Consider the following 13,840-nt stretch of genomic DNA (forward strand, 5'->3'; position numbering starts at 1 on the left):
AAACGGAATACCGCTTCAGGTTTTTGTCTCTCAGTTATGACTATATTAATATAGATTGAAAATATATGGACCAAATGAAGTGACGTAAAGAAGGATATATACGCCCATGAAATAAAAAACTCCCCCGAAAGTACCCCAATCAGGGTTTCGTCCAAATTTCCAAACCATCGCCGTCAGCAGGGTGATGATCAGGAGTCCTACATAACCGCTTCCTGAAAAGGTGAGGTATTCAGGAGCTGCAAAATAAAAATATCCATTCATCGCTTTATTTATAAAGGTTAATGGCATGATCAGGAATATGAGTATTGAAGCATACTCAACCCAGTTAATCCCGTCTTTCTCAAAAATATTCGGTCTGAACATATACAACAGGATCAGCAGAAATAATGATGGCAGTACCCAGTAGAAAGAGGTCATTATGGTGATGACACTGCTGAACAGCATGATGATACTATTGTTGACCGCTTCCTTAACACTGCGGTTCGTAAGTTGCACACTTGCAGAAATAACATCTGGATCTTGAGAAGCACCGAAAAGTTCATATGTATCTCCATCATAGTCCAGCCATGCGATGCTTTCATCTGTTAGCTGAAGGGGGAAATAGGAATAATGTTTGGTGGTTCCTATTGGTTCTGCCTCGAGAAGCACTGAATCATCCAGAGGAGCCAAGTATACACTGACGGCATTATTATCACTCACTTTATGTCCTTCAGAAGTGAAAAGAATGGCATTACTTTCATCAACCGTTACTAATTTTGCTGAACGCGGACCTTGAAGTGGCTCACCTGAAGCCACATTCTTGAACTTCAGCTTCTCAGGAGTAAGAGTTTCTGTGCCTAATTGACTCAAAGAAGTATCCAATTTCATGATCGAATAGCTCAATACACCCTGCGACCTTTGTTCCTCATTATATAGAACTGTCAGATGACCGTTTTCTATCTTAAACGTCAGGCCGTCGATATGGTGATTGGTGGAAATCTTTACTGAAGCAAAAGGATTACCGACTATTTTCTCGTTTTCATCCATATAATGTAGAACGGCAGATGAGTCATTTATCTGTTCCTGGATAACCGAAGTGCCGCTGCCGCCTTGATATACTTCCATGATATCTTTTGAGAAAGTATGTATCTCTTTGCTGGTCAAATCAGCCGGGTTCAAAGAATAAAGCGTGCTGTCCACCCAATAGTAGATTTTGTCACCAGATGTACTCAGCCCGGTTGCTTCTACTGCGAGGACAGTATCCTCGTTGTTTTCTGTGGAAACCAGTTGACCTGACTTCAATTGAATAAAGGTAGAACCGTTTGACCAGAACGGGAAACCTCGGGTTATTTTTGTATTCTGGACAGATTCTTCTTTAATGTTTAATTGATCATCGAAAGCCAATTCACGTACTTTTCCGTTATCAGTCAAAAATAAGCTCTCCTTATTGAAGAATACCTGAGGGCGTTCCCCTGTCGTGAATCCTAATGGAACCGACCGGCTCCAGTCAGGCTGGGGCTGTTTCTTGACCTCCAGTAATTGATGAGCAAAGAGTGCACCCAATAGCAGCAGTATCAGCAAGATAGGTATACCGAATGAAGTTAGTTTTTCTTTCATCAAAATCCCCCTAATCTCTCTTTCTATATTTTGATTTCAATTTAGAATTTTACCACAATTCAATCGTATTGACACCAAATTTTTCCTTCTGTATGTTTTATTAAGAAAATAATTTTCCGTCTCGGCTGCCGTTTCATTAACGATGAAAAGCAAGGGAGTGGATGATATGTTTTCACCGGAAAAGATGATGAACTTTCAGATGTTTTCAAGTGTACACCTTTTGACATTGTTAGTGTTTGCTTTCATGATTGCTGGAATGTTACTGTGCTTATCCAAATTGACAAATGTTAAATGGATCGGAACGATTCTTTTGTGTACTCTTTGTATTTCTGAAGGCAGTTATCAAATTTGGACGATATCCAATGGACTTTGGTCCGTTCAAACGACATTACCCCTCCATCTTTGCAGCATCAGTACCTTCATAGGCATCTATTTGTATTTCAAACGGGGCAGCAGGTTATTTTATCTATTCCTCTATATTGGCTTCATCCCTCCCATACTTGCACTTATCACTCCAGATATTCCGTATGCTTTTCCACATTATAGGTATATCAAATATTTTCTTCATCACATGGCCATTCCATTGATGGTTATTTATTTATTTTTCTACGACCAATACCCGCTGCGAAAGAGATCCATTCTTTACGGTCTTGGCTTAGTCAATTGTTTAGCAGTCCCCATACTTATTGTGAATAAAGTAAGCGGTTCGAACTACTTCTTTTTGTCAGGACCGCCTGAAGGGAAGACTCCCTTATTATGGTTTGGGGATGGGATCACATATTTTATCAATCTTGAAATTGCGGCAGTGATCGTCTTTTCTTTGAATTACCTATTGTTTAAATCTCTTGCCGGGAAAAGAAGGAATCATGAAATTTCAGAGTTCATGAGTAAGGAAAAAGCTCAAACATAAAACTTTTTTAATTATTGTTGACAAACCTTGATAGAAGAATTACAATGATATTGAAAATCATTCTCAATGAAAATAAAAGAGTTTCCCCCTCTTTCTTTCTATATTGGAGAATGGTTCATGATTACCCCCCTTTAATAAATCGTAGAGACAATCCCGGAGTGCACAGCTCCGGGATTGTCTCTTTTCCTTTGTATACAGGAAGTTATTGCATTTCACCGCCGCCTGTCGTAAATTGAAAATGTTGATAAGAAAAAGGAGTGAAAAAAGAGTGAATGAAAAAGAAGATAAACGGTTTCATATCGCTCACCGCGAAGCACTGATCGGAATTGTCTTAGTTGTAATTAATTTTATCTGGTGGTATGGCTTTGCCTTCGGTCTTGGCGGTGGCCCCGTTTCAGGATATGGGTGGGTACTGGGAATGCCGGCGTGGTTTTTTTACAGCTGTATTGCCGGATTTCTGCTGATGGTCATTTTAGTGGTGTTTGTAGTCAAGTATATGCTGACGGATATTCCTTTTGAGGAAGATGAGGGTGAATATCGTGAATAACATGGCATTGGTTCCTTTGATCATTTTTTTAATCATCATTTTCATAGTTGGAGTTTATTCTTCAAGAAACATCGGGAAAGCCGATTCTTTTGTACAGGATTATTTCCTCGGCAGCAGGCAGCTTGGTGGGTTCATTCTGGCGATGACCATGATTGCTACATATGGAAGTGCAAGCAGCTTCATTGGAGGACCTGGTGCAGCTTATTCATTCGGTTTATCTTGGGTGCTGTTAGCGATGTCGCAAGTTGTAACAGGGTACTTCGTCCTTCTTGTTCTTGGTAAAAAGTTTGCCATCATGTCAAGGAAATATAATGCGGTGACCTTGGTCGATTATTTACAAGGACGTTATAAAAATCATTATATTACGATTCTATCCGCACTCAGCATTATCATTTTCCTGTTCTCAGCAATGATCGCCCAATGGGTGGGAGGAGCAAGGCTTATTGAATCTTTAACCGGTCTTTCTTATAAGAGTGCGTTATTTCTATTTGCCGTTTCAGTGCTTGTTTATGTTATTATCGGGGGATTCAAGGCGGTGGCAGTCACCGATGCAATCCAGGGAGTCGTCATGCTTGGAGGTACGATGATCTTATTGATTGCGACGATTGTGGCAGGAGGCGGCATGGAAAATATCATGATGGAATTAAAAGCAGAAAATCCCAATCTGCTAAGTCCAAATGGTGCAAGCGGTGAATTGAGTGCCAGGTATATTTCCTCCTTCTGGATACTGGTGGGTGTTGGTGTGGTAGGCCTGCCGCAAGTAGCTGTAAGGGCCATGAGTTATAAAAATTCACGCTCCTTGCATCGTGCCCTGATTATCGGGACGATTGTAGTCGGATCGATCATGCTTGGGATGCATCTGATCGGGGTGCTTGCACGTGCGGTAATGCCTGGGGTTGAGGCAGCGGACAAAGTCATGCCTCTCCTTGCCTTGGAAGTACTGCCGCCTTGGCTTGCCGGCATAGTCCTGGCAGCTCCGATGGCTGCAATCATGTCAACCGTGGATTCGCTCTTATTGATTGTCTCCTCTGCTGTTGTAAAGGATCTTTACATGAACTATATCAATAAAGACGCAAGTGAAAAAAAGGTCAGGAAGATGAGCTTCCTCGTTACCTCCATTACCGGAATAGCCGTATTCCTAATGGCTCTTAGCCCGCCTGAGCTGATCATCTGGCTCAATTTATTTTCATTCGGTGGTTTGGAAGCAGTATTCATCTGGCCGATCGTTCTGGGATTATACTGGGAATCCGGGAATGCATACGGTGCCTTGGCTTCCATGATCTCCGGCTTGATTTCATACATTTTATTTCACAGTTTCCTGCCGAACTATTTAGATATGCACACTGTCGTTTTCCCAATTCTCATATCGTTCATCATGTACATTTCCGTCTCGCTGATCACCAAGCGGAATGTATTCAGCTGATGACCAGCGGGGACAGTCCTTTAACTGTATAAAGGACTGTCCCCATATTTGTGAGAAGGAGAATGATGCATGAAAATAGAACTAGTAAGTGAGGTGGGGAATATGAGTTGGAAACTGACAAAATATAAAGATATCAATAGCTATTACAGCCGAGTGAATCCATTTCTTCTTCGAAAGGAAGCAGAAAATAATTTACCATTGGGACTGTTGAACAGTATTAGGACGGGTAACCGGTATAAAGACCCTCTTCTAGTATGTGTAGAGGGTGAAGGAACTCTGGTGAAGGGTGCATTCATCATGACTCCGCCGCATCATTTGGTGGCTGTTCTTGAAATAGAAGAGAAAGACTGCCACACCATTGCGGTGGAACTGAATAAACTTTTAAGTGAGGAAGGAATCACCATACCGGGATTTGTCTCTGAAAAGACTACTGCTCTAAAACTAATAGAAGTCTGGTGCAAGCTGACCTCCAGCGACCATGAAATAAGTATGAAACAACGAATATACAAGCTGGACCATGTAAATAACATTTCGATTCCTGAAGGCAGTTTTGTAAGAGTAAAAGATAAAGACATTAAACTTCTTGCAGAGTGGATAATTGGTTTTACAGAAGAAACAGGTATCAACACTTTATCCAAGCAAGATGCTCTCGAAAGGGCGCAAGATATGATTGCAAATGAAAAATTTGTTTACTTTTGGGAAGTTGACGGAAGACCTGTATCCATGGCTAGAGGCGGGAGATGGACAGACAACGGGATCACAGTGAATTTTGTCTATACACCGAAGCAGTATAGAAAAAAAGGATATGCATCCGCCGTTGTAGCGAAATTAAGTGCGATTTTATTGAAAGAATTCGATTTTTGTACCCTTTACACCGATCTTGATAACCCGACTTCCAATAAAATTTATATGGAAATCGGATACGAACCAATATGCGATTCACTAATGGTCAATATTAAGTGATTAAAAAAATATTTTCTTTTGTATTGACATCTATAGTTAAACAGATTAATATAATAAACAATAAATTAATGAGCGAATGGCTTTGACGAAGAGGAGTACCCTTTGCAGACACTTAAGAGAGCTAGTGGCTGGTGTGAACTAGTGTGGATGCATGGGCGAATGGACTTCCGAGCCTCCAAACCGAAACCCTGCCGGGGAGTAGGATTTGGCGAATGTCTTATCGTTACAGAAGACTCGCATTCAAGCATGGGGCTTCGATGCGGTAAAGTGGACTGTTCAGGCAGTCAACAAAGGTGGCACCACGGGTATCTCGTCCTTTTTATAAGGAGAAGAGATGCCCTTTTTTATTTGCAAAATTATATAATCATAAATCGTTGAATAAGAAGAGTACACTTAAGGGAATCTTTACAGAGAGCCGGGGAACGGTGAGACCTTGGCAGGCGAGCTTAAGTGGAATGGACTTATGAGAGATGACTTGAATATTGGAGTAGGGTCATACGGGATTCCACCGTTATATGGATAGAATATCGGGTCTAACCCCTGTATTCGAAATGAAGAGGGAGTAAGATTCTTACTCCAACCTGAGGTGGCACCGCGGTCAGCATCGTCCTCTATAAACACATTAAATCTGTGTTTATAGGGGACTTTTTTTATTTCGATTGGAGGAATGGAAAGTGAAACAACAAGAGGCAGTCAATTATGCAGTGAAAGAGATAAATGGAGATCTGTACACACCCATTTCCCTTTATCAAACATTGAAGGGTACAAAAAAGTTTTTGCTGGAAAGTTCATTGAAGCATGAACAGTCAGGACGATATTCTTTCGTTGGAAGTGATCCATTATTTGAATGTAAAGCTTACGGGGACCGGGTACAAATCTTGAATAACCATACCGGGGTAGTAGAAGAGCGGGAAGGAAGGCCGATCGAAATCATCCAGGAGCTGATACCAACCGTGAATCATCAAGAGCTGAGTATACCTTTTACCGGTGGAGGAGTCGGGTATCTCGGGTATGATGTCATCCGCCAATACGAAGACATTGGATCAATTCCACAGGATGAAATGAATATGCCCGACATTCATTTGATGTTTTACGAAAAAGTGATTGTATATGATCATGTTGAACAAAAAATGACGATCGTGGTTCTGGATGCGGTTGAAGGAAATCTTGAAAAGAAGATCAGAGAAGTGGAAAGTCAAATAACAAATGTACACCTTGATGTCAACGAAGTTCAGTTGAAAGGCGTGCATTTTGAGTCTCAAATGTCAGAACAGGAGTTTATGGGTAAAGTCAAATCGGCTAAAGACCACATCCGGAAAGGAGATATCTTCCAGGTGGTTCTTTCTCAGAGGATGAGCGCCTCATTCACCGGGGATTCGTTCAGCTTCTACAGAAGACTCAGGCAATCCAACCCGTCGCCGTATATGTTTTTCATAGACTTTGATGAATATGTCGTGTTGGGTGCTTCCCCTGAAAGCCTGGTAAAAGTCGAGGGCAGAAGGATTACGACAAACCCGATTGCCGGCACAAGAAAAAGGGGGTCAACGGAAGATGAAGATCATCGATTGGAAAATGAATTGGCTTCGGATGAGAAAGAAATAGCGGAACACAGGATGCTGGTCGATTTAGGAAGGAACGATTTAGGAAAAGTATGTGAAACTGGGTCCATCACCTTAACGAAATACATGTTGGTTGAACGGTATAAATATGTGATGCATCTGGTATCGGAAGTGAAAGGGAATTTAAAAGCAGACATAACCCCTTTAGAGGCACTGGTAAGCTGTTTGCCGGCAGGGACTGTAAGCGGCGCGCCTAAAATCCGGGCGATGCAGATCATAAATGAGCTTGAGGTGAAGAAAAGGGGAGTATACTCCGGCGCCATCGGTTATATAGGGGCGAACGGCAATCTGGATTTCGCATTGGCCATCCGGACACTGGTTCTGAAAGATAAAACAGCTTATGTCCAGGCAGGGGCAGGTATTGTATATGACTCTGATCCGAAAAGTGAATACGAAGAAACGATGAATAAAGCTAAGTCTTTACTGGAGGTGGGAGGATGATTTTACTCATCGACAACTATGATTCTTTCACATATAACCTGTATCAGTATATCAATGAATTGGGTGAAGAAGTCCTGATAAAAAGAAATGACGAGATCACGTTGAACGAAATTCGGGAGATGAATCCATCTGGAATCGTCCTGTCGCCAGGTCCCGGTACACCTGAAAATGCGGGGATCTGCATCGAGATTATCCAGAATCTTCACACTAGAATGCCTATTTTGGGCGTTTGTCTTGGACATCAGGCAATCGGAGCAGCATTTGGCGCAAATATCATCATTGCTGACCATATCATGCACGGGAAAACATCGCTGATCCATCATGACGGACATGGAATATTCCAATATTTAAGCCAGCCGCTCAGCGTGATGAGGTACCATTCACTGATCATTGACAAAGAATCACTCCCCCCGCAATTCAAAATAAGTGCATTATCGATGGACGACAAAGAAATCATGGCCATTCAGCATATGAGATACCCAGTTTTCGGTGTTCAATTTCATCCGGAATCGATTGGGACTGATACCGGGAGAAAAATGCTGAAAAACTTTTTGGATGAGATGAGAAAGGAGAGTAACCGTGAAACAGTTTCTGCAAAAGCTATCTAACGGACATTCTTTAGAAAAAGCTGAGATGAGAAAAGCTGCACAAGAATTATTCAGCGAAGACACAACAGAAAGTCAAATTGCCTGTTTCCTGACCCTCATGAAAACGAAAGGTGAATCTGTTGATGAAATCGCGGGACTTGTGGAGGTACTAAGGGAAATGGCACTGCCTGTAAGAAGCAAAATGAGGGGAGTATTGGATAACTGCGGAACAGGAGGAGACGGTTCGAACAGTTTCAATATCAGTACGGCGAGTGCATTTGTATTGGCCGGAGCGGGAGTGAAGGTGGCAAAGCATGGAAACAGGAGCATTTCCAGTAAAACCGGCAGTGCCGACGTGCTCGAGCAAATGGGCGTATCTCTGGATTTTCATTCGAATGATATCAACACGCTTCTTTCGGAATGCAATATCGCGTTTCTGTACGCACCTCATATCCATGCAGGTTTAAAAAGGATTATGAAAGTAAGGAAAGAAATGAAAATTCCAACGATCTTCAACTTGATCGGACCGCTAACGAACCCTGTACAGCTTGAAACCCAGCTTATCGGAGTGTACAGGAGAGATAAGCTTGAAACGATGGCCAAGGTGCTGAATGCACTCGGCAGAAAAAGGGCGATTGTATTAAATGGAGCTGATTATATGGATGAAGCATCGCTTGCAGGGGAAAATCATCTGGTTCTTCTGGAAAACGGCTCGATAACCCATTTCACCTTGGAAGGTAAGGATGTCGGACTGCCCCATTATCCAAATTCAATGATTAGGGGGGGAGAGGCGGCAGATAATGCACGGATTCTGCAAAATGTCTTGGAAGGTAAGCAAGGTGCGCATCTGGACACTGTCCTATTCAATGCCGGAATTGCTTTGTATGCTCATGGCAGTGTCTCAACTATTGCTGAAGGAGTGGAAACTGCCAGGGAAAGCATCATTTCAGGAAAAGCAAAAGAAACCCTTCAATCGCTCATTCGTTTCAGTCAACAAAAGAGAAAGCAGGTGATATAAGTGTCTACAATACTTCAAGAAATCATAAAAATGAAAACTGGTGAAATAAAAGAATTGAAAGAACGGGGTTATAAACCATTTAATCAGTCAATTAAGCATACAAACAGATTGTACGATTCTTTAGGAAAAGCGGACAGATTGCAGGTGATTGCAGAAATAAAACGGGCATCCCCTTCCAAAGGTGATATCAGATTGGAGGTAGATCCCGCCCAGCAAGCGAAAGAATACGAAATGGCTGGTGCCGCGGCCATTTCTGTATTGACAGACACTCACTTCTTTAAAGGTTCGATGGATGACCTGGCAAAAGTAAGGAAGGAGGTTTCCATCCCGATCTTATGCAAGGATTTCATTCTTGATCCCGTACAGATCGACCGTGCTGAAGATGCAGGTGCAAACATCATTCTCCTGATTGTGGCTGCGCTGGATGAATCTACTCTGCACTCCCTGTTTGACTATGCTGAAAGCAAGGGGCTTGAAGTTCTGGTAGAAGTGCACAATGAAGAAGAAATGAAAGCGGCCGTGGAGATGGGGGCGCATATCATCGGTATCAATAATCGCAATTTAAAAACGTTCGAGGTCAGTCTGGAAGTAACGGAAAGACTCGGAACAATCGTTAATAATAAAGATATCATTCTCATCAGTGAAAGCGGGATTAAACATGAGGCAGACTGTGAAAAGGCTGCAAAGGCTGGTGTTCATGGAGTACTGGTCGGGGAAACATTAATGAGAAGCAATGATTGTGCCAGCACACTCGCCTCTTTGCAGGTTTTAAGGGGGAAGTGATATGACTAAAGTAAAAGTATGCGGGATTCAGCACCTGGAAGCTGCCCAGTGGGCTGTCGATGCAGGAGCAGATGCTGTGGGCTTTATCTTTGCCGACAGTAGACGGAGGATTACTCTGGAAAAGGCGGCTGCCATCTCAGACTCACTTCCTGAAAGTATTCTGCGAATCGGTGTGTTTGTGAATGCATCCAAGAAAGAACTCCAATCAGCAGTGAAAATGGCGAATCTTGACTATGTACAGCTCCATGGGGATGAAAGTCCCGCCTTTTGCAGGGGCTTGAACATACCTTACATTAAGGCTGTTTCTATTAAAGAAAAAAATGATTTAGACAAATTGCCGGAATTCGGCGAAGAGATGATCCTTGTTGACAGCGGAAAAGGACCATACAGGGGAGGGAATGGCACCTCTTTCGACTGGGATTATCTCAGAGACTATCATTCCAATAATCGCAGATTGATACTCGCAGGAGGATTGAAGAAGGAAAACATAAGGGAAGCAATCAAAAAAGTAAGGCCATACATGGTCGACGTTTCCAGTGGAGTGGAAAGCGGCGGCATCAAAGATAAAGAAAAAATTGTGGAGTTCATCAAGGAAGTAAGAGAAATAAATTCAGACAGTGAAAGCGGGGAGTTACAATGATTTATGCACAGCCGGACGAGAAAGGGTTATTTGGACAGTTTGGTGGGAAATACGTTCCCGAAACGTTGATGAAAGCAGTGAAAGAGCTTGAAGCTGCCTACACAGAAGCTTCACAGGACGAGGAATTTCAGCAGAATCTCAGGTATTATCTTACTGATTACGTCGGGAGAAAAACCCCACTATACTTTGCGGGAAATTTATCAGAAAAAGTTGGCGGAGCAAAATTATACTTGAAAAGGGAAGATCTGAACCATACCGGAGCCCACAAAATCAATAATACAATCGGTCAGGCACTATTAGCCGAGCGTATGGGCAAACGAAAGATTGTAGCTGAAACCGGGGCGGGTCAGCATGGGGTAGCCACTGCTACAGTTTGTGCATTGCTGAACCTTGAATGTGTCATCTTCATGGGCGAAGAAGATATCAGAAGACAGAAATTGAATGTATTCCGCATGGAACTGCTTGGCGCAAAAGTGGTAAGCGTTACTGCTGGCAGCGCCACGTTGAAGGATGCAGTAAATGAAGCCCTGCGATACTGGGTGACGAATGTGGAAGATACTCACTATATCATCGGCTCTGTTCTTGGACCGCATCCATTTCCGAAAATTGTACGGGATTTTCAAAGTGTAATAGGTAAAGAAACAAAGGAACAATTCCTGGAGAAAGAAAACACTCTCCCGCAAGCGATCGTGGCATGCGTTGGAGGAGGAAGCAATGCAATTGGTATGTTTCACCCGTTTATTGATGATAAAGAGATTAAATTATATGGTGTAGAGGCAGCAGGTTCGGGACTTGATTCAGATAAACATGCGGCAACACTTACGAAAGGAACACCGGGGATACTGCATGGAAGCTTGATGTATCTGCTGCAGGATGATGACGGCCAGATTCAGGAAGCCCACTCAGTCTCTGCGGGACTGGATTATCCGGGTGTCGGTCCTGAACACAGTTACTTGAAGGATATTAATAGAGTGCAATATACTTCCATTTCTGATGAAGAGGCGCTGAATGCGTTCAAAATGCTTTCCCAAACTGAAGGGATCATTCCCGCTTTGGAAAGTTCACATGCTGTTGCATATGCGTTGCATTTAGCCAAGAGTATGAAACCTCACGAATCGATCGTCATTTGTCTGTCGGGCAGAGGGGATAAAGACGTGGAACAAGTGAAGGAATTGTTAGGAGGTAAGGAGAATGGGTAAAGTGTTTATGGATCAAACATTTCAATATGAATTGAATAAAGGAAATAAATTATTCATCCCTTACATTATGGCAGGAGACGGAGGAATCGGTGGTTTTATTAACACTTTGAAACAGCTTGAAGAAGCCGGAGCGACCGCAATCGAGGTAGGCATTCCTTTTTCAGACCCTGTAGCTGACGGACCCACCATTCAAAAAGCGGGGAAGAGGGCTCTGAAAAAAGGGATCACATTAACGCAAATACTGGATGAGCTGGTATTAAGAAGAGAGGAAATCAGTATCCCGTTAGTTTTCATGACTTATATAAATCCTGTTTATAAATTTGGCATCGATCGTTTTTTCAATCGATGTGAAGAAGCCGGGGTGGACGGACTGATCATTCCGGACCTTCCTGCAGAGCATCTTGACTTGATATCCGCGCCTGCTGAAAAACATGGGATAGCGATCATCCAGCTTGCCACCTTGACAAGTTCCCGAGAACGAATCAGTGAACTTGCAGAGCTGACGGAAGGATTTCTATATGCCGTGACCATTAATGGTACAACTGGGGCAAGAAATGATGTAAACAAGCAAATCGGTGCTCATCTGCAAGTATTGAAGGAATATAGCAATGTACCAGTCCTTGCAGGATTTGGTATTTCTACGCCCGAACATGTGAAAGAAATGACTGAGGAATGTGATGGAGTCGTAGTAGGAAGCAGAATCATCGACCTCCTTCAAGAGAACAGGATCAGCGAAATCAAAGAGTTAATCGATGCAGCTAAAGCTAATACAATGCAAAAAAACTGATTAAAGATTACTTTGTAAACTTCGTTATGATAAAGTTAAGACCCTCTAAAGAAAAGTTGATTTATGGTAAATAGCCTTCTCTATCGAAGAAAAATCATTATGATAGAGGTGTATTACAAATGCATCTAATTAGGAGGCAAAAAAATGAAATCAATGAAAAAATGGTTATTAATGCTTTTGACGTCGGTATCAGTAATTGGATTCGCAGCCGGATGCAGCGGTGACACGGAAGATGACACAGGAACAGAAGAACAGATGGAAGAAGAATCAACTACTGATGAAGGCAGCAGCACTGAAGAGAAGACTGAAGAATAAAGATATGAACGGCCAATCCTAGATGGATTGGCCGTTTATTCATTGGGGAAATCCATATCTTTAAATATACTTGCACAGGACAGGTGACCTCGTTCTACCAGTTGTAAATATATAACCTGCAGTAATTTTTATAACGGGTTCGGATTTCGAATACAAAAAATATTAGCAGTCCTATTCGTAACTGAATTAGACTGCTTCTTTTTGTTGATATATATAGGGGTTGAAAAATATACGGTAAATCTGCCCTGAATTTCGAACCCCTTTTAACATGGTCTCATAAGTTTTTGTCAGCATGAAAATTCACATGCTAATTGTTATACCAATTGGTGTGCTGCGAATGATATTTATCTAGCAGGGGGGTGTTGATTTTTAGAGGCAGATAAATGAAGCAGACATTTTTTTCATCCTTCATTGTGAGTAACCTCTGAATGCTTAAATAAGGGGAGTTTTTTCCTTTATCCTGCAGAATAGGGCTAGCTTCGTGGGATATAATGGGAGTTTTTTCCTTTAAGGCAAGTGAAATGGCATTTTCATGCTTTTGGAGTAAATAGGGGGATTTTTTCCCTCTATTCACTCTATTTTTCGTGCTATTTCCTCAATAAGAGGATTTTCTCTCCTTATTTTAGTAGCTTATTTTCTGGATATTATTGTAGATATGAAAATCGCTAACCAGTGCTTATCTTGAGATGAAAAATGAGGCTGGGACAAAAGTGCTTTAGTCTGAATAAAACCCGAACTAATTCGAACTCTAACTTCAAGTAAGTTCTGGTTTTTATTAGCTTTGTTCATATGTCCATTATGTATATAGCTTGTTCGAGCGGTTGATTGGAGTGCAAGACGAAGATTCCTGCGGGAAAAGTAGCTTATTAGAAAAGCGGAAGGGCTTTGCTCAGAGGCTGGTGTCATAAGACGAATCGACCTAAAATGTGCTCTTTGGCTTCTTGGTGGTCGGTTTGGCTTATGACATGTGCCTCTAAGCCCTGCAGCTAGACAAGTGAGACCCCGCAGGCTT

General features: G+C 42.2%; 13 protein-coding genes and 2 other annotated features. Of the genes, 12 read left to right on the forward strand and 1 reads right to left on the reverse strand.

Annotation, left to right across the window (positions count from 1 at the left end; all coding sequences use genetic code 11):
* Nucleotides 1–45: 45 nt before the first annotated feature.
* A complete protein-coding gene (locus tag V6B33_RS16295; RefSeq protein ID WP_334218808.1) occupies nt 46–1,596 on the reverse strand; it encodes a hypothetical protein in 1,551 nt (516 codons plus the stop codon).
* Between the two features lie 166 nt (nt 1,597–1,762).
* Between V6B33_RS16295 and V6B33_RS16300 the strand changes: the two genes are divergently transcribed.
* The 12 genes from V6B33_RS16300 (at nt 1,763) to V6B33_RS16355 (ending at nt 12,828) form a co-directional block, all read left to right on the forward strand.
* The gene (locus V6B33_RS16300; RefSeq protein ID WP_334218809.1) at nt 1,763–2,506 is read left to right on the forward strand and encodes a YwaF family protein; all 744 of its coding nucleotides are present in this window, start codon (nt 1,763–1,765) and stop codon (nt 2,504–2,506) included.
* Nucleotides 2,507–2,744: 238 nt separating this feature from the next.
* Entirely contained in the window at nt 2,745–3,053 is a 309-nt protein-coding gene (locus V6B33_RS16305; RefSeq protein ID WP_334218810.1) for a YhdT family protein, read from the forward strand.
* Nucleotides 3,046–4,476, forward strand: coding sequence for a sodium/pantothenate symporter (gene panF, locus V6B33_RS16310; protein WP_334218831.1), 1,431 nt, complete (start codon nt 3,046–3,048; stop codon nt 4,474–4,476). Before V6B33_RS16305 ends, panF begins: the two co-directional genes overlap by 8 nt.
* Before the next feature lie 69 nt (nt 4,477–4,545).
* Nucleotides 4,546–5,439 carry a GNAT family N-acetyltransferase gene (locus V6B33_RS16315; protein WP_334218811.1) on the forward strand — a complete coding sequence of 298 codons (894 nt, stop codon included), beginning with the start codon at nt 4,546–4,548 and terminating at the stop codon, nt 5,437–5,439.
* Nucleotides 5,440–5,512: 73 nt separating this feature from the next.
* Nucleotides 5,513–5,760, forward strand: a binding site (T-box leader).
* A gap of 44 nt (nt 5,761–5,804) precedes the next feature.
* Nucleotides 5,805–6,054, forward strand: a binding site (T-box leader).
* 59 nt (nt 6,055–6,113) lie between these two features.
* Entirely contained in the window at nt 6,114–7,499 is a 1,386-nt protein-coding gene (trpE, locus tag V6B33_RS16320; protein WP_334218812.1) for an anthranilate synthase component I, read from the forward strand.
* Complete coding sequence (locus V6B33_RS16325; protein WP_334218813.1) at nt 7,496–8,107, forward strand: anthranilate synthase component II; 612 nt, start codon at nt 7,496–7,498, stop codon at nt 8,105–8,107. The genes trpE and V6B33_RS16325 overlap by 4 nt, the downstream gene beginning before the upstream one ends.
* Nucleotides 8,079–9,104, forward strand: coding sequence for an anthranilate phosphoribosyltransferase (gene trpD, locus V6B33_RS16330; RefSeq protein WP_334218814.1), 1,026 nt, complete (start codon nt 8,079–8,081; stop codon nt 9,102–9,104). Before V6B33_RS16325 ends, trpD begins: the two co-directional genes overlap by 29 nt.
* The gene (trpC, locus tag V6B33_RS16335; protein ID WP_334218815.1) at nt 9,105–9,887 is read left to right on the forward strand and encodes an indole-3-glycerol phosphate synthase TrpC; all 783 of its coding nucleotides are present in this window, start codon (nt 9,105–9,107) and stop codon (nt 9,885–9,887) included.
* A gap of 1 nt (nt 9,888) precedes the next feature.
* Nucleotides 9,889–10,527 carry a phosphoribosylanthranilate isomerase gene (locus V6B33_RS16340; RefSeq protein ID WP_334218816.1) on the forward strand — a complete coding sequence of 213 codons (639 nt, stop codon included), beginning with the start codon at nt 9,889–9,891 and terminating at the stop codon, nt 10,525–10,527.
* Complete coding sequence (gene trpB, locus V6B33_RS16345; RefSeq protein WP_334218817.1) at nt 10,524–11,726, forward strand: tryptophan synthase subunit beta; 1,203 nt, start codon at nt 10,524–10,526, stop codon at nt 11,724–11,726. The genes V6B33_RS16340 and trpB overlap by 4 nt, the downstream gene beginning before the upstream one ends.
* Nucleotides 11,719–12,513 carry a tryptophan synthase subunit alpha gene (trpA, locus tag V6B33_RS16350; protein ID WP_334218818.1) on the forward strand — a complete coding sequence of 265 codons (795 nt, stop codon included), beginning with the start codon at nt 11,719–11,721 and terminating at the stop codon, nt 12,511–12,513. Before trpB ends, trpA begins: the two co-directional genes overlap by 8 nt.
* Nucleotides 12,514–12,657: 144 nt before the next feature.
* Nucleotides 12,658–12,828, forward strand: a complete 171-nt coding sequence (locus V6B33_RS16355) for a hypothetical protein (protein WP_334218819.1) — start codon at nt 12,658–12,660, stop codon at nt 12,826–12,828.
* Nucleotides 12,829–13,840 lie beyond the last annotated feature (1,012 nt).

This window comes from Mangrovibacillus sp. Mu-81, from assembly GCF_036867415.1.
GTDB lineage: Bacteria > Bacillota > Bacilli > Bacillales > Bacillaceae_B > Rossellomorea.